Origin of the sequence: Lysinibacillus sp. FSL L8-0126 (assembly GCF_038630385.1) — a bacterium.
Lineage (GTDB): Bacteria > Bacillota > Bacilli > Bacillales_A > Planococcaceae > Lysinibacillus > Lysinibacillus fusiformis_D.
Genome location: NZ_CP152028.1, coordinates 2,957,678 through 2,978,128, shown reverse-complemented (window position 1 = coordinate 2,978,128; position 20,451 = coordinate 2,957,678). Strand labels below are relative to the sequence as shown.

18 protein-coding genes and 1 other annotated feature are annotated in these 20,451 nt (G+C 39.8%); of the genes, 3 read left to right on the top strand and 15 right to left on the bottom strand.

All coding sequences use genetic code 11. From position 1 onward, the window contains the following. Positions 1 to 134: 134 nt before the first annotated feature. The 6 genes from trpA to MHI34_RS14520 are packed head-to-tail and all read right to left on the bottom strand — an operon-like array spanning position 135 to position 5,931. Complete coding sequence (gene trpA, locus MHI34_RS14545; protein WP_338651602.1) at positions 135 to 926, bottom strand: tryptophan synthase subunit alpha; 792 nt, start codon at positions 924 to 926, stop codon at positions 135 to 137. Beyond that, positions 923 to 2,134, bottom strand: a complete 1,212-nt coding sequence (trpB, locus tag MHI34_RS14540) for a tryptophan synthase subunit beta (RefSeq protein WP_271910518.1) — start codon at positions 2,132 to 2,134, stop codon at positions 923 to 925. The genes trpA and trpB overlap by 4 nt, the downstream gene beginning before the upstream one ends. After that, positions 2,134 to 2,748: a phosphoribosylanthranilate isomerase gene (locus MHI34_RS14535; RefSeq protein WP_089934888.1), complete on the bottom strand. Its 615-nt coding sequence runs from the start codon at positions 2,746 to 2,748 to the stop codon at positions 2,134 to 2,136. The genes trpB and MHI34_RS14535 overlap by 1 nt, the downstream gene beginning before the upstream one ends. Further along, entirely contained in the window at positions 2,745 to 3,536 is a 792-nt protein-coding gene (gene trpC / locus MHI34_RS14530; protein ID WP_089934890.1) for an indole-3-glycerol phosphate synthase TrpC, read from the bottom strand. The genes MHI34_RS14535 and trpC overlap by 4 nt, the downstream gene beginning before the upstream one ends. Continuing rightward, positions 3,533 to 4,564, bottom strand: a complete 1,032-nt coding sequence (trpD, locus tag MHI34_RS14525) for an anthranilate phosphoribosyltransferase (protein WP_089934892.1) — start codon at positions 4,562 to 4,564, stop codon at positions 3,533 to 3,535. The genes trpC and trpD overlap by 4 nt, the downstream gene beginning before the upstream one ends. After that, complete coding sequence (locus tag MHI34_RS14520) at positions 4,564 to 5,931, bottom strand: chorismate-binding protein (protein ID WP_342503568.1); 1,368 nt, start codon at positions 5,929 to 5,931, stop codon at positions 4,564 to 4,566. Before MHI34_RS14520 ends, trpD begins: the two co-directional genes overlap by 1 nt. A 99-nt stretch (positions 5,932 to 6,030) precedes the next feature. Next, positions 6,031 to 6,276: a binding site (T-box leader), on the bottom strand. Positions 6,277 to 6,598: 322 nt separating this feature from the next. Between MHI34_RS14520 and MHI34_RS14515 the strand changes: the two genes are divergently transcribed. After that, positions 6,599 to 8,287, top strand: coding sequence for a methyl-accepting chemotaxis protein (locus MHI34_RS14515; RefSeq protein ID WP_340809271.1), 1,689 nt, complete (start codon positions 6,599 to 6,601; stop codon positions 8,285 to 8,287). A gap of 74 nt (positions 8,288 to 8,361) precedes the next feature. On the opposite strand, the gene secDF is transcribed toward MHI34_RS14515, so the two are convergent. Continuing rightward, entirely contained in the window at positions 8,362 to 10,629 is a 2,268-nt protein-coding gene (secDF, locus tag MHI34_RS14510) for a protein translocase subunit SecDF (protein ID WP_101966519.1), read from the bottom strand. Between the two features lie 347 nt (positions 10,630 to 10,976). After that, positions 10,977 to 11,285 (bottom strand): post-transcriptional regulator, encoded by a 309-nt coding sequence (locus MHI34_RS14505; protein WP_036124425.1) that lies wholly within the window; start codon positions 11,283 to 11,285, stop codon positions 10,977 to 10,979. 93 nt (positions 11,286 to 11,378) lie between these two features. Here MHI34_RS14505 and MHI34_RS14500 point away from each other — a divergent pair, with 93 nt between their 5' ends. Next, the gene (locus MHI34_RS14500; protein ID WP_036124428.1) at positions 11,379 to 12,896 is read left to right on the top strand and encodes an oligosaccharide flippase family protein; all 1,518 of its coding nucleotides are present in this window, start codon (positions 11,379 to 11,381) and stop codon (positions 12,894 to 12,896) included. Here MHI34_RS14500 and MHI34_RS14495 read toward each other — a convergent pair. Then, positions 12,893 to 13,528, bottom strand: coding sequence for a DUF421 domain-containing protein (locus MHI34_RS14495; protein ID WP_036124431.1), 636 nt, complete (start codon positions 13,526 to 13,528; stop codon positions 12,893 to 12,895). The genes MHI34_RS14500 and MHI34_RS14495 overlap by 4 nt on opposite strands. A 100-nt stretch (positions 13,529 to 13,628) precedes the next feature. On the opposite strand from MHI34_RS14495, the gene MHI34_RS14490 reads away from it, so the two are divergent. After that, entirely contained in the window at positions 13,629 to 14,507 is an 879-nt protein-coding gene (locus tag MHI34_RS14490; protein WP_342503567.1) for a polysaccharide deacetylase family protein, read from the top strand. Positions 14,508 to 14,581: 74 nt separating this feature from the next. On the opposite strand, the gene yajC is transcribed toward MHI34_RS14490, so the two are convergent. The 6 genes from yajC to MHI34_RS14460 form a co-directional block, all read right to left on the bottom strand. Then, on the bottom strand, positions 14,582 to 14,848 hold the full coding sequence (gene yajC, locus MHI34_RS14485; RefSeq protein ID WP_036124438.1) for a preprotein translocase subunit YajC: 267 nt from the start codon (positions 14,846 to 14,848) through the stop codon (positions 14,582 to 14,584). 744 nt (positions 14,849 to 15,592) lie between these two features. After that, positions 15,593 to 16,738 (bottom strand): tRNA guanosine(34) transglycosylase Tgt, encoded by a 1,146-nt coding sequence (gene tgt / locus MHI34_RS14480; protein ID WP_036124159.1) that lies wholly within the window; start codon positions 16,736 to 16,738, stop codon positions 15,593 to 15,595. Between the two features lie 56 nt (positions 16,739 to 16,794). Beyond that, a complete protein-coding gene (queA, locus tag MHI34_RS14475) occupies positions 16,795 to 17,835 on the bottom strand; it encodes a tRNA preQ1(34) S-adenosylmethionine ribosyltransferase-isomerase QueA (RefSeq protein ID WP_036124157.1) in 1,041 nt (346 codons plus the stop codon). 16 nt (positions 17,836 to 17,851) lie between these two features. Then, positions 17,852 to 18,856: a Holliday junction branch migration DNA helicase RuvB gene (gene ruvB / locus MHI34_RS14470; protein ID WP_036124152.1), complete on the bottom strand. Its 1,005-nt coding sequence runs from the start codon at positions 18,854 to 18,856 to the stop codon at positions 17,852 to 17,854. Positions 18,857 to 18,874: 18 nt separating this feature from the next. Then, positions 18,875 to 19,495: a Holliday junction branch migration protein RuvA gene (ruvA, locus tag MHI34_RS14465; protein ID WP_058843999.1), complete on the bottom strand. Its 621-nt coding sequence runs from the start codon at positions 19,493 to 19,495 to the stop codon at positions 18,875 to 18,877. A 112-nt stretch (positions 19,496 to 19,607) separates the two neighbouring features. Further along, complete coding sequence (locus MHI34_RS14460; RefSeq protein ID WP_271913604.1) at positions 19,608 to 20,441, bottom strand: phosphotransferase; 834 nt, start codon at positions 20,439 to 20,441, stop codon at positions 19,608 to 19,610. Positions 20,442 to 20,451: the final 10 nt, after the last annotated feature.

Genomic DNA, 20,451 nt, shown 5'->3' with positions numbered 1-20,451 from the left:
CGAAATTCTATTGGATACGCACTATCCGTTAGATTGATAGTTTTACCCATCAATGTGAAATTTCTATCCGCCCCTTTTACTGATTAATCCATCAGTTTAAACTTACTATCCATCTAGCAGCAAAAAAGCCTACTCTATAGAGTAGACTTCTCGAATACACCTTTTGAAGCGGCCACTAATGCTGCCACGGTGGCCATATCTTCTTCATGCAATGCTGTTACAATAGCACTACCGACAATAACTCCATCTCCCAATGACCCCATCCTTTTCACTTGCTCAGGTGTTGAAATACCAAAGCCTGCAAGCACAGGGATTGGACTTGCTTGACGTAGACTTGCAAAATGCTGCTCTAAGTTTGCAGCAAAACGGGACCTTGCCCCTGTAATTCCATTCACAGTCACAGCATAAACGAAGCCCTGACTAGCTGCTGCAATACGAGCAATACGCTCAGGAGGGCTTGTTAAAGAGACGAGTTGAACAACATCAATCGTATATGGGTTTAATGCCTCCCGTAATAGAGCACTTTCTTCTAATGGAACATCTGGTACGATTATTCCCTTAACGCCCCCAGCTACACAGGCTTTTGCAAAAGCCTCTAAGCCATACGCTAACACTGGATTGAAATAAGTCATGACAACTAGAGGTACCGTGATTTCATCTCTAAATGAAGTGAGCGTTTGCAATACCTTCGTTAATGTTACGCCAGCTGCGAGTGCACGTTCTCCTGCCCGCTCAATTGTTGGCCCATCTGCAACAGGGTCTGTAAAGGGGATACCTACTTCAATAGCTGTCACACCTAGCTGCTGTAGTGTTAGGATGGTTGGCTTGATCGTTTCTAGCCCTCCATCACCTGCCATGATATATGGAATAAAGGCTTTGTTTCCTGCTACCTTTGCTTGTTCAATTGCTTGTTGTAACGTCGTCATTTGCCATCTCCTCCTAGTACCGCCCTAACCGTGTGTACATCCTTATCTCCGCGACCAGACAAGCACACTACAATGATCTGGTCTTTCGGCATGGTTTTAGCAAGTTTTGCTGTGTAAGCAATAGCATGGGAACTTTCAAGCGCAGGAAGTATCCCCTCTGTTCGACTTAACAATTGTAAGCCTTCTAGTGCCTCAGCATCTGTGATGGCGTCAAACTGCGCTCGACCGATATCATGTAAATAACAATGCTCTGGCCCTTTTCCCGGATAATCTAACCCCGCGGAAATCGAATGTGCTTCTTGGACAAAGCCATTTTCATCCTGTAATAAATACATGTAGGCACCATGCAATACACCTAATTGTCCACCTGCAATTGCCGCAGCGTGTTTCCCTGTTTCAAGACCACTCCCTGCAGCCTCTACACCATATAAAGCGACTGATGCATCATCTACGAACGGATGAAACATACCGATTGCATTACTGCCACCACCAATACAAGCCACAACAGCATCAGGTAAACGACCTTCCTTTTGCAAAATTTGCTTTCTCGTTTCTACCCCAATGACACGCTGAAAGTCTCGAACGATTTTAGGAAATGGGTGAGGTCCTAAGGCAGAGCCTAAAATATAATGCGTATCCTCAACATTTGTCACCCAATAGCGTAGCGCTGCATTCACAGCATCCTTTAAAGTTTTAGAACCACTTTCCACCGATTGAACCTTTGTGCCAAGTAGCTCCATGCGAAAAACATTTAACTGCTGACGTTTCATATCTTCCGCACCCATAAAAACAACACATTCTAGATTTAATAAGGCACAAGCAGTAGCCGTTGCCACACCGTGCTGTCCTGCACCTGTTTCAGCAACAATTTTCTTTTTGCCCATGCGTTTGGCAAGAAGCGCCTGCCCAATCGCATTGTTAATTTTATGTGCACCTGTATGATTTAAATCTTCACGCTTTAAATAAATCTTAGCTCCTCCAAGTGCGCTCGTTAAATTTTCTGCGTAATAGAGTGGGGTTTCTCGCCCTACATACTCCTGTAAATAATAGGATAGCTCCTCTGTAAACATTGAATCCTTCATCGCTTCTTCATAAGCTGTTTCTAATTCTAGTAAAGCTGTCATTAATGTTTCTGGCACATAACGTCCACCAAATTGTCCGTAACGACCTTCCTTAGTCGGTACATTAAATGCGATTGAATTTCCCATTATTCGCTCCCCCTCTTTACTGCCTGCAAAAATGCCTGTATTTTTATAGAATCTTTGACTCCGTCTGTTTCCACGCCACTTGATACATCCACCATTACAGGAGCAACACTTGAAATGGCCGCTTCAATATTGTCCACATTGAGACCACCCGCTAATAATAATTTCTCTCGTAGAATACCTACTTCCTCAAGTAACGTCCAATCAAAAGTATGACCGCTACCACCTTTAAAATCTGTTCCAGGCGCATCAAATAAATAATAATCCACCTGATAATGAACAGCTGCTTGAACATCCTCTCTTCCTCGTATCGACAATGCCTTAATGGCTGGGTAGCCTTGCTCCTGAATAAATGCTGGCGTTTCCTCTCCATGATATTGCACATAGTCTAAAGGCACGCGCTCTACCGCTTCCTTTAATTCAGCTGGTGTGGGATTGACAAAGACACCTATTTTCAAAACACCTCGTGGCACCTCCTTCGCTAACTGTTGGGCTTGCTCAACAGTTACACGACGTTTACTTGGTGCAAAAACAAAACCAATGGCATCTGCGCCAGCATGAATAGCTGTTTTGACATGTTCTTGTTCTTGTAATCCACAAATTTTGACTTTTGTCATATAGAAGCTGCCTCCTTTTGTACCTGTAAACATTGTAGTGCTTGCCCCGCGTCTTCACTGCGCATCAATGCCTCCCCTACAAGAACGCCACTAGCTCCCATTGTGGCAACTTGATTGGCATCTTCCTGTGACCAAATACCACTTTCACTAATTAATATACGTTGCTCACTGAATGGGAAAACTTCGGCAATTTCTTTTGTCCGTTGTAGACTAACCTCAAAGGTACGTAAATCCCGATTATTGACACCAATCAACTTTGCATCTACTGCAAGAGCACGTTCAAGCTCCTCTGTATCGTGTACTTCCACTAAAACTTCTAGGCCTAAGCCCGTTGCATAACTATATAAGTCGCGTAAAGCGTCATCCGTTAAGGCCGCCACAATTAATAAAATAATAGAGGCACCTGCTGCCTTCGCAAATCGAATCTGCACCCGATCTATCATAAAATCCTTACAAAGAAGAGGCGTGTCAACAACATGAGCAACTGCCGCTAAATCTTCAAAGGAGCCTTTAAAAAACGCCTTATCTGTTAAAACAGAAATAGCTGCTGCTCCTGCCTGTGCATAGACCTGTGCTTGAGCAACTGGATCTGCCGCACCAGCGATGACCCCCCTGGAGGGCGAAGCACGTTTCATTTCAGCAACGACCTGTAATGTTGTAGCTTGACGTAATGTTTCGACTAATGAGGGTCGTGACTTTTCTGTAAAATTTGCTAAAGGATCTGGCTGCTCTAATAAAGCACCTATCTCAATTTTCTTTTGCTGCAGAATTTTATAGAGTATATTCATTGCCCTACCTCCACTTCTTTCATTTGTTCACTGTAAGTAATAACTGCTTCCAATTTTTTCAATGCTCTCCCACTAAAAATACTTTCCTTCGCCATCGCGACACCTTCTTTAATGGTTTCTGCTTGACCATAACCGAATAAGCCAATACCCGTATTTAATAACACCGTATCTAAGTACGCACTGTGCTCTCCAGCCAATATTTTTTTCATAATGACCGCATTGTCATCTGCATTGCCACCACGGATAGCTTCTAAAGGTGCTGCTTGAAGACCAACATCTTCAGCCGACAAGGAGAAGGGAATTAAATCTCCTCTATCTACTAGGACCAATGTATTTTGTCCTGCTAAGGAAGCCTCATCAAGCCCCTTAGGACCTGAAACAACAATGGCTCGCTCCCGCCCCAGCATCTGTAGGACTGAGGCATATTCCATGACAAAATCAGGACGATTAATACCTGTGAATTGCGTAAATAATGGTACTGGATTGGTTAAAGGACCGACTAGATTAAAAATCGTTGGTTTTCCTAATGAACGACGAACTTCGCCAATTCGCTTTAATTTTGGATGAACATTCGGTGCATAGATAAAAGCAATTCCTTCTTTCTCTAGCAATTCAATCGTTTGAGGTATGGAAATAGCTGTATGAATACCTAATGCCTCCAACACATCTGAGCTACCCGAGGATGAAGATATTTTACGATTCCCATGCTTTGCCATTTTGACACCTGCTCCAGCTAGTACAAAAGCAGAGGCTGTACTAATGTTGAAGGTATGAAGACCATCTCCACCCGTACCACAATTATCCATATAGTCGTCTTCTTTTACAGCTACATCACGTGCAAAAGAACGCATAATAGTTGCTAATGCTGCTACCTCGTGTGCTGTTTCCCCTTTCACAGCTAAAGCCGTTAAAAAACTGGCGATTTCCTCTTTAGGTGTCTCATCCTGAAATAACCATTGCGCGACCTTCAGCATTTCCTCATACATCAGATGTTCACCTTGCACTACTTTCCGTTGTAATTGTTCCATCAGTTTCGCCCTCCATCGTTAACCAATAACTGTAAAAAACCTTTCTCTTCCTCTTGCACTTGCTGTAACACGTTAGGGATATTCGTATATTTAGTCATTGTTATTGTGGATTGCATATACATCGTTTCATGTTCAACTACAATGGATTGCGCTGTTAAAGCAAAATCCAAATGGCCATTGAATCCAATAAAGCCAAGAGCATCACCAAAAATACATGCCATGTGTGACCCATTTTCTAAGTAACGTATCACCTGCTTCTTAGAAATCTCTGTAACTGAAAATGGTGGGATTGTTACTGCCAGTACATCTAAAGCGTGCAACATAGGTAAAAGCCGACCTTCTACTCTCGACGTCAAGTGCAGTGCCTGTTTTGACCTTTCAATACGCATGGCCTCAATGACCTGAACAGAGTCTCGAAAACAAACAGACTGTAATTTTTGCTGAATGGCACTAACGAGTATTGCATGTGAATTTCGAATGTCCGTTTGTTCATATAATGTGCGCTCATTTTTTAGGTCTTCACTTTTAGTCTCCCCACGTGGATAGGTGCCCTCCGTTGGTGTGGCTATCACTCGCTCCCCCTTCACTCGTATAAGGCTGTCAGGAGAAGTGCCTAATATAACGTGATCCTCAAACTCTACATAATACATATAGGGTGCAGGTTTTTTTTTGCGTAGCTGTCTGTATAAGGAAAACGCATCACCTTGAAAATTTGCTACATAACGCTTAGGCAGTACTACCCTTGTTATGTCATCATTTAACTTGGTTTGCATCGCCTGTAACTCTGCTGCAAAGGATTCATCCGTTGCCTTTTCTATTGCGTGATAATGATAAGTTGCTTCGTCATAAGCATCACCATTTAATAATTGTTGGGCCAGCACTTCCAAATCAGGTTGCTGTTTTTCCGCATCAATATTTGTATGAATCAGTGTCACTTCATCTGTTAAATGATCGAACACAATGATCGTTTCATACACATGGAAGTGCGCATCAGGAAGTCCTATTTTCTCGTCAGCGAACATTGTCGTTCCGCCATGACCTATATATCCGACAGCACCTCCTGAAAACGGAAATTGTGTCGTATTAGAGATACGTGGCATAAGTCGTTTAAGGAAGACAAAGAGCTCCCCTTTATGCACATATGTTTTTCCCGTTTTATAGGATATCTCCTGAATTTCTTGTCCCACACCTTTATAGGTTTTTCGTGGATTCGCACCAATAAATGAAAATCTGCCTGCTCCCTCATGCTGTGCAGAGCTCTCCAGCAAAAATTTATATTTCCCCTGTAAACGTCTGAAAATTAAAATAGGTGTTAAAGAATCGCCATTGATAGTTTTCATTTTTGTTCTTGAACTCGTTGTTTGCATAGCTTATAAGCTCCTTTTCAAAAATTCCTTTTGCTAATGTCTAGACGAATGCTGAAGCAAAATAAAAAAAGCCCTCTGCAAAAAGGATTATTCCTAATTGCAGAGGACGATCATGACCGCGTTGCCACCTCATATTAGAGCATATGCTCTCACTTTTGTGCTTTCTATGATGACCAGCTTCATTTTAGCCATACATTCAAAGCACCCCTATAACGTGGGGAATCACGTTCGCTTTTTAAAAGCGACTCTCATAAGTCCATTCACATAAGCTGTAAATCAGTTCACACCACCCACTGACTCTCTAAATTACATACCTATGCTACTACTCTTATTCAACAATTTCTCAGCTATTCTCATCTAAACTCAGCTCATCTGTTCTTAGGCTGACCTCGCTCCCGAGGCCTTCTACCTTGACCGAACAAAAAGTTAGCCTTAATTCTATGCCAAACCAATTTAATTGTCAATCAATTCTGAAGAAAAAGATTGAAATTTATGTTTTCGTAAGAACTTTTTATGTAGGTATATTATCCTTCAAAAAGACCTTAAAAGGGAAAAGGATTCCTTACTATTGAATATTTTCTGAGTATTGACCATGTAAATATATCAAGTTATAGTAATTTCAGAACAATAATTTTTTCCATATAATATATAGAAAGTAGGAACGTATATGTCCGTTCGCAAAAAATTAAATTTAGGCTTCATTTCTTTAACCTGTTTACTACTCATTTCAAGCATCTTATCATTTCTTCAATTCAAAACAACACAAAATGATTTAGAGGAAGTATTGAAGCATCGTATTGTTCAAATTCAATTAACGGAGAATATACAGCAACAACTTGCGTCTCAAGGTTTATTTTTACGCTCCTATGTTTTAAATAATAAGGATGAAGCAGCTCGGGACAATTTAGAGCGTTATCACAAACTTTTACCTGAAACAGTTCAAGAACTTTCTGGTCTTGTTCGCTCTGATTATACAAAAGATATTGTGCAACAAGTCACTGCATTACAAAACGAGTTACTAGCCTCTTCAGCGAAAGCCTTGCAAGCGTTTAATAGTGGCAATACGGATTTAGCTCTCACTTACATAAATAACGATGTCACAAAATACAATAAGGAAATTTTCAAGCTAACAACTGATTTATTAGTTTATCATGATGAGCAGCTTCAAAAGGTCGATCAAGAAGTGAACCATACCGTTTCACGTGCTCTTATTATTTCCATTAGTCTACTAATTGCTAGTATTATTATCGGTATATATTTTATGTATTTTGTCAAAAACTCCATTGTTCAGCCATTACGGAAGGTCATTGGGGCAGCAGATACATTAGCACAAGGAGATTTAACAATCGCTGAGCTTGACCATCATACAAAAGATGAGATTGGCACACTCGCGGGTGCAGTCAATACATTAAAACAAAGTCTAGCTGGCCTGATGACGAACATTCAAGATAGTGCATCCCATTTATCAGCTGTCTCTGAAGAGCTTACTGCGAGCACAGAGGAAGTAACGGCAACATCCGATGATATTGCACAAAGAATTCAAGAAAACGCAACATCTCTCACTTCTTCCGCTCGTACCTCGCAGCAAAGTGCTGTGGCAATGGATGAAACAGCAGCAGGTGTTCAACGCATTGCTGAGGCGACACATAGTCTTCACCACAATACAGAGAGTATGCGCCAACTAGCCCATACAGGAGGAGCAACGATTTCAACAGCGAAAGAACAAATGAATATCATTTCTGTCGCTACCTCTGAAATTGCCACATTGACCCAAAAGCTAAGTAAGCAATCGGAAGAAATCGGACAAATTACAACCGTCATTACAGCCATTTCAGAACAAACAAATTTACTTGCACTCAATGCGGCCATTGAAGCAGCAAGAGCTGGAGAACATGGTAAAGGCTTTGCCGTTGTAGCTGATGAAGTGCGTAAACTAGCAGAGGAATCCAATCAATCTGCTAATCAAATTGTTGCCATTACGAAGGAAATCCTAACAGATACGCGCAATGTGGCTAATGCAGTGGACCATGGCTTAGCTTCTGTACAGGATGGCGTGTCTAAAATTCACGAGGCAGGAGATGCTTTCTACTCTATTACCTCAGCGGTCACAGCCTTTACAGAGCAAATTGAAGAAATATCTGCCACATCTGAAGAAATTTCAGCAAGTGCCGAGCAGGTTGCCGCCTCTGTCACCGAAACAGCCAATGTTTCAAATCAATCAGCTAGCAATTCTCAACTGATTGCAGAGTCTGTTGACGAACAAGTGGCGACAATGCAGCAAGTGAATGCGGTTGCTGAGGAATTAAGTCAGAATGCGCAACAGCTCCAAGAAGTCCTTCAGCAATTTAAATTATAAATACACTCGGCAATCTCGCCTACAAAAAAGCAGGGAATAGAAAACGAATCGTTTTCTATTCCCTGCTTACTAAATTATACTGTAGGTTCGTCAGTTCCCCATTGTTTTTTCTCTTTCTTGAGTAGCTTTCCATCTGATTTTTTCATTTCACGAATTTTTAATGAATACCAGATTTGAGCGGCGATACAGATAGAAGAATACATACCTGTAATTAAACCAATCAATAAAGCGATAGAGAAGTTTTGAATAGATGGTGCACCAAAAATTAATAGGGATACAACAACGATAATAACAGTTAACACTGTATTAACAGAACGTCCCATCGTTTGGCGTAGCGATTTATTCACAATATTTGCCAATATTTCACGGTCATTAATGGTATCATATCGATCTAAGTTTTCACGCATACGGTCAAAGGTAACGATTGTATCATTAATGGAATAACCAACAATTGTTAAAACAGCCGCAATAAACGTAATATCTACCTCTAAACGCATGAAACTAAACACAGCAACAATTAAGAATACATCATGCAGAAGCGAAACAATTGCCCCGACCCCCATGCGCCATTCAAAGCGAATAGCCACATAAATGATAATACCTAGTGCTGCAAGAGATAATGCCTTAATGGCATTTTTCACAAGTTCCTTACCAACAGTAGGAGATACTGTACTTACAGTAGGTTTATGACCATATTCCTCAGTTGTTTCTTTTTGGAATTTCAAAATATCTGCTTGAGATAAATCGGTTTTATAACGTACAACCGCTGAGGTACTCTTTTCTCCTGAAAGAACTACATCTTCCGAAGGGAAGCCGATACTATCAACATATTTTTCCACTGCTTCTTTTGTTAATGTTTGATCTGCTTCAATTTGAATACGTGTACCACTTGAGAAATCAATACCAAGGTTTAGACGGAAAATACCAAGAACAACTAAACCAGCCACTAAAATAGCTAATGAGAATGTATAGAATTTCTTACGATTGTGTACAAAGTCAAAGCGATCAAATTTCGTTGATAAATCTAATGCACCAATATTTTCATCCAGACTATGTTGTTTTGATTTCGCAATACCATACCAGGCTGGATTATTGAAATAGCCACTGTTCACAAGTAAACCTAATAGTACACGTGAGCCCCACACTGCTGTTAAGAAGCTCAATAAAATACTAATGATTAATGTTGTAGCGAACCCTTTAACAGAGCTTGTCCCAAAGTAGAATAGTACACCTGCTGCTAATAATGTAGTTAGCTGTGCATCGACAATGGCTGATAAAGATTGTTTAGAGCCTAGTAGGAAGGCTTGCTTCGCCGAGTAGCCGACACGTAATTCTTCTCGAATACGTTCTGCTGCTAAAATATTGGCATCTACTGCCATTCCTATACCAAGCACAATGGCTGCTATACCAGGAAGCGTTAAGACTGCATTAATCCAATCAAATACAACCAGTACTAGGAATGTAAATACACCAAGTGTGATGATCGAAATAAAGCCTGGTAAACGATAGTAGAATAGCATAAATAAGAAAATGATTACTACGCCAACAATACCAGCGAAAATAGTGCTTTTCAGTGCTTCATCACCAAATTGAGCACCCACAGAAGTTGAATAAATTTCATCAAGTTTAACAGGTAATGCCCCTGCATTTAAAATACCTGATAGATTTTTTGTTTCTTCAACAGAGAAATTACCACTTATCATTACATCTGTTGTATTTAATGTTTGAGAAACTGTTGCTGCAGATGCATAGCGAGGCTTCGCTTTCTGTGATTCCGCTTTATAAGAATCAACACCCTCTTCGAAGTCTAACCATACAACCAATAAATTTTGTCCTGCGGGTTTCGCAGCAATCTTACTTGTTACATCAGCAAATTTTTTCGCATCTTTTAATTTTAGCGAAACAATTGGGCGATTTTGTTGGTCAAAGGAAGCACTTGCTCCATTTTCTTTTAGATCATCTCCATCTAATAATAAATTATCATCAACATCACGGAATGTTAAATTCGCAGAAGTAGACAATAACTTACGTGCAGATTCTTGATCTTCAACACCTGCTAATTGCACACGGATTCGGTTTTCTCCCTCAACTTGAATGCTAGGTTCACTTACCCCAATAGCATTTACACGGTTGCCAAGAGCTGTTGCCGTAGCAGTGACGATTTCAGGTGTAATTTTTTGACCATCTTTTAATTCATTTACCTCGTAAAGTACTTCAAACCCGCCCTGTAAGTCAAGACCAAGCTTGATGTCCTTTAAGACGCCGTTTACAGTCGTACTAATTCCTGCTGCGAAAAGCACTAGAATTAATAGGAATGCAACTATACGACTTTTTAGTTTCATCAATAAATCCTCCTCGAATTGGTGTAAGGGCTGTCCTTACACGCCAAACAAGTAACTAGCAATACCTTTTGAAACGTTTAATCCTCCTTTTCCTTTAGAATCGTGTTACCTGTGCCTCAAAAAGGTTGCTCTACTTATTCAATCGTTCATAACGCGCAAGTTTATCTTTGTATTATTAGGTACTAGCCTTCCAAATGCAAGTAAAAGAGCATTCAAGACTTATGTAAGTAAAAACTTATTCAAAATAAAAAAAGCGCAACACACTTATTATGAAACAGGTTGCGCTTGGTGTCAATTCAACACATTTAGGATTCTTTGAAATATTGTAAAATTTGACACATCCTTGATTACGTTCTAACTGGACCAAGCAGTAATTGTAATTCTTCCATACCTACTTCTTCAAACCAATTATTACTTTGTAAAAACTCTACTTGATTAAATGAGACAATATCAGATGGTGATACCGCAAAAATGGTCGCAATCACCTCATGTAAACGTAGCTGTTCGATTTTCTTTTTACGCCATTTTTTTTCAATACAGTAGCGCCAAAGTTCTTCCGCCGTAATGGCATCATATTGATAATGTTTGAACTCTGCCATCTTACTATCAATTGCCGGACGGATTTTTTCAAATAGTTGCTCATATTGCATACTCATTTTGAATCATCTCCAATCAAAGTCGTAACGTAAGACATGTTTGCATACAAATAGTGTAAATGAATTTTTGCGGCTTGAGAAGGGACGGATGGCATGAGTTCTTTTGTAAGAGGTACATTATTTTTAATGTTCGTGATTTTTTTATCTAAACTTTTTGGCTTCTTTTATAGAATGCAATTTATGCGTATTGCTGGTGAAGAGGCTGTCGGCATTTATATGACCGTCTATCCAGCATTTATTTTCTTTATCTCACTCATTCAACTTGGACTACCTATCGCTGTAGCTAAAATCGTGGCAGAATTACTAGCAAAAAATAAGCGCGAAAACATCTTTGGTGTCATGCGTACGGCCATTCTTTGGTCATTCATAGGTATGATCATTTTTATGCCACTCGTTGCACTCACAATACCATATATTTCGACGACGCTCTTACATAATGAACAGACAACATTTACGCTATGGATTGCACTCTTTGCTGTACCTGTGTCCGTTGGATCTGGGTTATTACGTGCTTATTTACAGGGTGTAGCTAAAATTACCCCAACTGCTTGGGCTCAAATGATTGAGCAAATTGTCCGAATTAGCTTCATTACGTTAATGCTGCCTTATGTGGCTAATTACAATAATGCGGCTGTTACTGCTGCTGCTGCAATGGGTATTACACTTCTTGCTGAGGTTGTAGCATTCCTCTATTTATGGCTACATTATATCGTTTCGAAAAAGAGACTATTGACGCGTAAAACTAAAATCGAAGGCTACCCTGCATCGCCCATGCTACGTATTGCCCTTCCCTCTGCGGGCAGTAAGCTGTTTGGTTCTTTCACTTGGTTTTTAGAACCGATTATCTTTTTAAAAGCTTTGACAGTTGCAGGTTTAACCGCTTCTGCTGCTACTATTTTATATGGTGTCATCTCTGGTGTTTTAGTACCCTTACTATTATTTCCAGCTTTTGTATCAACAGCCTTATCCATTGTACTAATTCCAGCTGTGAGTGATGCCGTCGCTCGACAGCACATCCCGCTGTTACAAGAGCGAATTTCGGTCTCCCTAAGATTATCTTCCTTAGTAGGCTGCTTTGCTGCTACGTATTTCTTTGTACATGGTGATGAATTAGCTATGAAGCTCTTCCATCTAGAAGAAAATCGAGGGTACGTTAAAATTTTAGCACCAATTTTTTATTTTTATTATATTCAAAGCCCACTCCATTCTATCTTACAAGCGATTGGTGAAGCTAAAGCTGCTATGATGAACTCCATCTATGGTGGACTCGGTAAATTATTTGTGATGTTTGTACTAGCCTCTCAACCTGGCATTCAGGAAAAAGGAGCCGTCGTAGCTATTGGTTTTGGTGTTTTACTGACGTCCTTCCTGCATATCGCAACTGTTAGACAAAGAAAAAACCTACGTGCTGGCTTCAGAATGTTTGTCGTACCTTATAGTTGCTTTATTGCCGTTTGTGTCGCACAGTATTTTCTTATTCCAATCTTATCACTACCATTTATTTTGAGCAGTGGTGTTACATTATTTTTACTGTTTACTTTTTTATTATTTACCAATCAGTTACGAATCACTGATTTCCGCTACATCAAAAAATTAGCGAAGAAGGTTTAAGATTCTTTTAATTGGATGTGGAGCTTATGGTCTTCCCAAATACAAAAAAATACCGTTTCACTGTTTGTTATATTGTTTTTAGCTAGCTCACCCATTAACCAATCCACATCTTTATGCATGGTCAATAAATGTCTTTCTTGAATATCGCCATCGATAATAAGTGGATACACGAAAGCTTTTTCATCTTTTTTATAGATGGAAAGATTGCCTGATGGCTCTAAATAGGCAAATGCCACATCTGTCACTGATGCAACGCCATTTTCTCGTAATTGCTGACATAAATCATCTAAATTATAGCGGTGTTTTCGCATCTCACTCTCTAAAATAACACCATCTTTTACTAATAAAGCTGGGTCACCATCCACTAAATCTCGTATTTTTTTGAACTTTAACGATAAGTAAGCACTTAAAATTTGAATAAAGAGCAAAATAATGATAGGTAGTATGGCATTAAAGAGAGGATTTTTAAAGTCATCTAGCGCAAAAGCAGCAACTTCTGCAATCAATACAAATACAACCAAATCTATGACTGATAATTCTCCTACTTCTCGTTTACCCATTAAACGGAAAACAATGATAATAAACACATATAAAAAACAAGTTCGAAAAATAATATGGTAATATTCTTCCATAGAAACACCCCCATACTATCAAAGTGACCTTACTTATTGTTTTTTATACAATTTTCAAGGAATAGTCTCCACTTGTTCGTACACAATAACAAAGAACAAAATGCTTAACGACTATAAAAACAAACAAGGTGAGAACATGACAAGGAAAATAATTGTTTTCGTTGTTGTTTATATGCTGCTGTTGCTAATAAGCCCCTCCCCTATTTACGGATACCAAGAGCCGGAAATACCGGTTCTTATGTATCATCATTTAGAGGAACATATAAATAATACTACAGTTATTTCACCCGAAAATTTTGAAAATCAAATGAGGGCGCTGAAAGGTGCAGGATATCATACCATTTCTGTTCAGCAATTATATGATTACTTAAATGGGCAAACGCCATTACCTCCAAAGCCTATATTAATTACGTTTGATGATGGGTATTTAAGCAATTATGAAAAAGCATACCCTGTTTTAAAAAAATACGATATGCATGCAGAAATCTTTGTGATTGCAAGCCGAATCCTAGAAAATGATGAAAAAATTCAACAGCCAAAAGAAATTCCAAAGATGAGCTGGGAGCAGTTAAAGGAAATGAAGGATTATATGACAGTTCAGAGTCACACATGGGATTTGCATTATAAATTACCTTCAGAAAACGGTAGGCTAAATGGTGCGGTATATGGACCAGGTTTTGTAGACGGACAACTTGAAAGTTATCATGCATACGAAGAAAGAGTTAGAAATGATTTTATTCGCTCACGAAAAATAATAAAAGAAAAACTTGGCTATGAGCCCATTGCTATTAGCTATCCTTACGGCATTCATTCACCATCCACCATAAAATTAGCAAAAGAAGCTGGTTTTAAGATGGCCTTTGTTATTCAAAATAAACATGTGAAAAGGGGCGATTCTCTGTTTACGTTAAGCAGAATAACTGTAAACGGCAAAGATTCTGGTGAAGTATTGATCCATAAAATAAAAACAGCTAACTAGCCATGAGTTCGCTTCATGTGTAAAAAAAGACTTACAACATAGCTAATGCCCTATTGTAAGCCTTTTCTCTTTTGTTACTGATTGTCATTAACAATTCGCCCAATTGCTTGACGGTCAAATTTCACTCGTACATTGTCAGCGATTTTTAACGTCACTGCTGTGTCCTCAATCGCATCTACGACACCATGTAGACCACCGATTGTAATGACTTTATCTCCACGTTGCAAACTACTTTGCATATTTTGTGTTTCCTGCTGTCTTTTTTTAGCTGGACGGATTAAGATAAACCACATTGCAACGAACATTAATAATATTGGCGCTAATCCTAATAATTGATCCATAATATATCTTGCCCCCTTTCCAAATCTCACTTTTTTAGTATAGACTATTCCACCAATAAAAAGCGATGGACAAGCCAAAAAATTTTCTCAATTACTAATATTTTTTCTATGATTGACATTATTTTGCTAGAAATATTCACTTTTTACAAAGATTTGAATGCTTTTACAAAACGATTGCCATAGTATAAGGACATTAGGCACTGCCTAATGTCCTTTCATAGTGTTGAAAAACAAAACCATCCATAGAATTTATATGAAAGGTGAAAAAGGATTTCCGTTGCAGGCTACTTGCTTTCCTGTGGGCGAGCGCCGAGCTATCCCACGGGAGTCAAGTAGCCTTCCACTCCAATCCATAAAAATGTTTCTGTTTAGCAAAGACCTTCAAATAAAGTGAAGGTATTCATTACTCTTTATGGAGGGTGTTGTCACTCATCACTTCTCCACATTGAAAATAAGAGGCTATCCTTTCTCTAATCATACAAATACGGCTCGTATGAAAGATAAGGAAAAGACATTTTTGCAGAATGGTTGATTGGAGTGGAGCCAGTGTCACTCCTAGGGGATTTAGCGTCATAGAGGAGACCCTGGAGCGAACGCAGTGAGTGAAGCGGCTCATCTGACGCCCCCTGGAAAGGACGCTGGTGGAACGGAAATCAACCCCTCGCCTTACAAAATTGCTTATTATGCCGTTGACATTACCTTTTTTATTTCGATTCAGTAACATAAAATGAAAGGCGTAATGGCTTAAAAGTTCTTAGCATTTGGCCCATTGAAGCCATATTTTTCAAAGAATTCTTCTCGGAAATCACCAAGGCGGTCTTGACGAATGGCTTCACGCACTTGTTCCATCAGCTTCAATAGGAAATGTAGATTATGATAAGACGTTAAACGAATACCAAACGTTTCTTCCGTACGGATAAGGTGTCGAACATAAGCACGAGAATAGTTTTTACATGTATAGCAATCACAATTCGGATCAATTGGACCAAAATCACGTGCATACTTAGCATTTTTCACCACTAGACGGCCTTCAGATGTCATTAGTGTACCATTACGCGCAATACGTGTTGGCAGCACACAGTCAAACATATCAATCCCACGAATTGCTCCATCAATTAAAGAATCTGGTGAGCCAACCCCCATTAAATAACGTGGTTTATTTTCAGGCATCATTGGCGTCGTAAATTCTAACACTCGGTTCATCACATCTTTCGGTTCACCAACAGATAATCCACCAATTGCGTAGCCTGGGAAATCTAATTCCACTAATGCTTCTGCTGAACGACGGCGTAAATCCTCATACTCTCCGCCTTGGATGATCCCAAACAAACCTTGCTCCTCTGGACGCTTATGCGCTTCTTTACAGCGTTTTGCCCAACGTGTTGTACGATCAACTGATTGCAGCATATAATCATGTGTCGCAGGAAATGGTGGACATTCATCGAACGCCATCATAATGTCAGACCCTAAATCATTTTGAATTTCCATTGCTTTTTCAGGGCTTAAAAATAGCTTATCTCCATTAAGGTGATTACGGAAATGAACGCCTTCCTCCTCAATTTTACGGAATTGACTTAGGGAGAACACTTGGAAACCACCTGAATCCGTTAAAATAGGACGATCCCAGTTCATAAATTTATGGAGTCCGCCTGCTTCCTTGACAATATCATTGCCTGGACGAAGCCATAAATGGTACGTATTGGACAAAATGATCCCAGCATTCATTTCTTTTAATTCCTCTGGCGACATCGTTTTAACAGTTGCTTGTGTGCCCACTGGCATGAATGCTGGTGTTTCAAAGGAGCCATGTGGTGTATGGACGATGCCAAGACGTGCTCCTGTTTGTTTACAAGTATGAAGTAATTCATATCGAATTGCTGGTTGTGTCATAAACTAAAAATCCTCTCTTATCTGAAGTAAAAACAGTACTTCGATTGTATCCACTATTATTTTTTCGGACGTATAAACATCGCATCTCCAAAACTAAAGAAGCGATATTTTTCCTCCACTGCTTGCTGATAGGCACTTAAAATAGTTTCTCGAGTAGCTAGCGTACTAACAAGCATGACAAGTGTTGATTTCGGTAAATGGAAGTTTGTAATTAACCCATCCACCACCGTAAAGTTGTAGCCTGGATAAATGAAAATAGACGTCCAACCTTGTTCTGCTCGCACTTCCCCCTCATATTTAGAGCCAATTGTCTCCAATGTACGTGTAGAGGTTGTCCCAACAGCTATGACCTTGCCGCCGTTTTGCTTAACACGATTAATCGTATCTGCCGCTTGTTCGGTCACACTATAGAATTCAGCGTGCATTTCATGGTTTTCAATCGAATCCACACTAACAGGACGGAAAGTGCCGAGACCCACATGTAGCGTGATAAAGACCACTTCTACACCTTTCGCTTTTACCTGCTCTAATAATTGCTCCGTGAAATGCAGTCCCGCTGTTGGTGCTGCAGCTGAGCCACGTTCTTTGGCATAAACCGTTTGGTAACGATCCTTGTCCTCAAGTTTTTCACGAATATATGGAGGCAACGGCATTTCACCAAGTTGCTCTAATATTTCATAAAAGATGCCATCATAATGAAAGTCAAATGTACGTCCGCCATGTTCAAGCTCTCCTGTACAAGTAGCTGTTAATAAACCTTCACCAAATGTGATAACAGTTCCTACTTTTACACGCTTAGCTGGTTTTACAAGTGTTTCCCACTCATCTGTACCAGCTAATTGCTTTAATAACAATACTTCTATATGTGCACCTGTTTCCTCTTTCACACCCATTAAGCGAGCAGGTAAGACTCTTGTATCATTTAATACGAGACAATCTCCAGCATGTAGCTCATCTAAAACGTGAGCAAAATGGTGGTGCTCTACTTTAGTAGCGCCAGGTGTAACAACCATTAAGCGGCTCGCAGTACGATCAATTAATGGCGTTTGAGCAATAAGCTCCTCCGGTAATTCAAAATCAAAATCTTCTACACGCATGAAAAAACTTCCTTCTTTATGTTTGTTGTGGATACTCATATCCAAAATGTTCATAGGCTAAATGTGTGGCAACTCTTCCCCGTGGTGTACGTTGAATAAGGCCAATTTGCATCAAATAAGGTTCATATACATCCTCTATCGTAACCCGTTCCTCACCAATGGATGCCGCAAGCGTATCTAAGCCCACTGGACCGCCTTGGAAGCGCTCAATCATGTTCGTTACAAGTTTATGGTCGATATGATCAAGCCCTCTAGGATCAACTTGTAACAGCTCTAGCGCTTGCTGTGCAAGACCCTCCGTTATCATACCATCTCCAAGCACTTGTGCATAATCTCGTACTCGTTTTAATAGACGATTCGCAATTCGAGGTGTTCCGCGTGAGCGTCTCGCCATTTCCATTGCCGCTACTTGCTCAATTTTCACCTCAAATAAATGAGCACTTCGCACCACAATTTCAGCAAGTGAACGATCATCATAATATTCTAAGCGTAGTAACACACCAAAGCGATCCCTTAAAGGGGCTGATAAGGCGCCAGCTCTTGTTGTAGCACCTACAAGGGTAAAGGGAGGTAAATCAAGGCGTACAGAACGTGCTTCTGGACCTTTCCCCACCACAATATCTAAACAGAAGTCCTCCATTGCTGGATATAGCACTTCTTCAATGGCACGGGAGAGTCGATGAATTTCATCTATAAATAAAACGTCCCCAGGCTCAAGTGAACTTAAAATAGCTGCTAAATCCCCTGGGCGCTCAATTGCAGGGCCACTCGTCATGCGTACATTGACATTCATCTCATTCGCAATAACAGCAGCTAATGTCGTTTTACCAAGTCCCGGAGGTCCATATAACAGCACATGGTCTAAACTTTCTTGGCGAAGCTTTGCCGCTTCAATGAATATTTGTAAGTTTTCCTTCACTTTATGTTGCCCAATATACTGCGTTAATTTTTGAGGGCGTAAAGATAATTCAAACTGCTCATCATAGCTACCTGCCTCACTTGCCATCATACGTTCAGACATGCACCTTCCCTCCTTTCCTTATTTTATTTTTAGCAATAGTTGCAACGCTTGTTTCATAAAGGCATCTGTCGTTTCCAGCTTGTCGTTGTCCTCAAGCTGTGGACGAATTTTTTCGAGCTCTTTTTCAGAATAACCAAGTGCCATTAACGCCAGTATAGCTTCTTCTAGCTCATGCTTATAAGGATTCACACCAAACAATGGTAGCTCATGTTCTGCACTAGGAAGCTCCAATGTATCTAATAACGAGCCTAGCTTGCCCTTCAAATCAAGAATCATTTGACGTGCCGTTTTTTTCCCAACCCCAGGGAACTTCACTAAAAACGCTTCGTCCTCCCGCTCAATGGCACTAATAACCTGTTGCGGATTCCCAGTAGCTAAAATCGCTAGAGCCCCCTTTGGCCCTATGCCAGATACTAATATTAGCTTTCGAAATAGCTCACGTTGATCTAGATTAGGGAAACCATATAAAACTTGTGCATCCTCTCGTACATGCAAATGAACATATATCTGTTGCTCCAGGGCTGATGTGCGGAATGCAAACGGATTGGGCGTATGAAGTTGCCAGCCAATACCTTGTTGTTCTAATACTATAAACTCAGGTGTAATACGAGTTACTTGTCCTTTTAAATAATCATACATCTATAATCCCTCACAATCATCGTCTTCGATTATAGCATATAGCGAACGAATGCTCGACAAAAAGTAGTGGCAAAAGCGCTGTTGCCAAACAAAAATGACCGCCAAATGACGGTCATTTTTTAACAAATCTATCAATATCGTACCACAGTTTTGGCCAATAGGTGAGGGCTCGTTTTGTGAATGGCACTAAATAATCTAAAAATACTAGCTGTTGCTCTAGTGGTAAATCCACTGCAAAAAGCCATTCTCGTAATAGCTCATTCGGATATTTCAAACGATGGAGCTTTCTTTTATCCAGTCGTTTCAGCTCAGGTAATTCGGCAAAAATTTTCCCAAGATCATAATCAACAGCAGGTAATACACGATGCAACCATAAAATATATTCATCATCTGCTTCGCCAAGATGTGCTAAATCAAAATCAATTAAACGTAATTGGCCATCAGAGCACCATAAAAAATTATGATGAACCACATCCCCATGTAATAGTGTGATTTCTTTTTCAGGCGCATCCTCTAATGCAATCAGTTGTAAAGATTTATCACTATAATGCACAATTTGATCGATTTCTTCTTTTGTTAAAAAAGCTCGAAACTCATTTCTTCTACTTTTAAAACGCATATGACGCATTTGCCATTTTAAAAGCTGCGAGTAGGTATGCAAGCCTGGCATTCGCTGCCAAGCTATTTTTTTATGTGTATCATGTAAAGCTATTAATAATTTAAGAGATTCTTCACGATCTTTTTTATATGCAAAGTTAGCACCATGGCTTCCTTCTTGCCATACTTGCACAATTAACTGCTCATCATCACTCTGGACCAATGGTAAGATTAGAGAAGGCTCCATGCGTCCTAACTGGCGATGAATTGCTCTCACCTTCTCTGCAATTTCCACTTGCTTCGCTCGTTTGACAAAATAATGATTCGATTCATACTTATATTTCCAAATGTTTGACTTT

What these genes read in the sequence shown, in the direction of transcription:
- MHI34_RS14505 (WP_036124425.1), bottom strand. Translation starts at nt 11,285, where the DNA reads ATGAGTATGCAATATGAGCAACTATTTGAAAAAATCCGTCCGGCAATT.
- trpA (WP_338651602.1), bottom strand. Translation starts at nt 926, where the DNA reads ATGACGACGTTACAACAAGCAATTGAACAAGCAAAGGTAGCAGGAAAC.
- MHI34_RS14520 (WP_342503568.1), bottom strand. Translation starts at nt 5,931, where the DNA reads ATGCAAACAACGAGTTCAAGAACAAAAATGAAAACTATCAATGGCGAT.
- MHI34_RS14535 (WP_089934888.1), bottom strand. Translation starts at nt 2,748, where the DNA reads ATGACAAAAGTCAAAATTTGTGGATTACAAGAACAAGAACATGTCAAA.
- ruvB (WP_036124152.1), bottom strand. Translation starts at nt 18,856, where the DNA reads ATGTCTGAACGTATGATGGCAAGTGAGGCAGGTAGCTATGATGAGCAG.
- MHI34_RS14500 (WP_036124428.1), top strand. Translation starts at nt 11,379, where the DNA reads ATGAGTTCTTTTGTAAGAGGTACATTATTTTTAATGTTCGTGATTTTT.
- ruvA (WP_058843999.1), bottom strand. Translation starts at nt 19,495, where the DNA reads ATGTATGATTATTTAAAAGGACAAGTAACTCGTATTACACCTGAGTTT.
- MHI34_RS14515 (WP_340809271.1), top strand. Translation starts at nt 6,599, where the DNA reads ATGTCCGTTCGCAAAAAATTAAATTTAGGCTTCATTTCTTTAACCTGT.
- secDF (WP_101966519.1), bottom strand. Translation starts at nt 10,629, where the DNA reads ATGAAACTAAAAAGTCGTATAGTTGCATTCCTATTAATTCTAGTGCTT.
- trpC (WP_089934890.1), bottom strand. Translation starts at nt 3,536, where the DNA reads ATGAATATACTCTATAAAATTCTGCAGCAAAAGAAAATTGAGATAGGT.
- yajC (WP_036124438.1), bottom strand. Translation starts at nt 14,848, where the DNA reads ATGGATCAATTATTAGGATTAGCGCCAATATTATTAATGTTCGTTGCA.
- trpD (WP_089934892.1), bottom strand. Translation starts at nt 4,564, where the DNA reads ATGGAACAATTACAACGGAAAGTAGTGCAAGGTGAACATCTGATGTAT.
- tgt (WP_036124159.1), bottom strand. Translation starts at nt 16,738, where the DNA reads ATGACACAACCAGCAATTCGATATGAATTACTTCATACTTGTAAACAA.
- MHI34_RS14495 (WP_036124431.1), bottom strand. Translation starts at nt 13,528, where the DNA reads ATGGAAGAATATTACCATATTATTTTTCGAACTTGTTTTTTATATGTG.
- trpB (WP_271910518.1), bottom strand. Translation starts at nt 2,134, where the DNA reads ATGGGAAATTCAATCGCATTTAATGTACCGACTAAGGAAGGTCGTTAC.
- queA (WP_036124157.1), bottom strand. Translation starts at nt 17,835, where the DNA reads ATGCGTGTAGAAGATTTTGATTTTGAATTACCGGAGGAGCTTATTGCT.
- MHI34_RS14490 (WP_342503567.1), top strand. Translation starts at nt 13,629, where the DNA reads ATGCTTAACGACTATAAAAACAAACAAGGTGAGAACATGACAAGGAAA.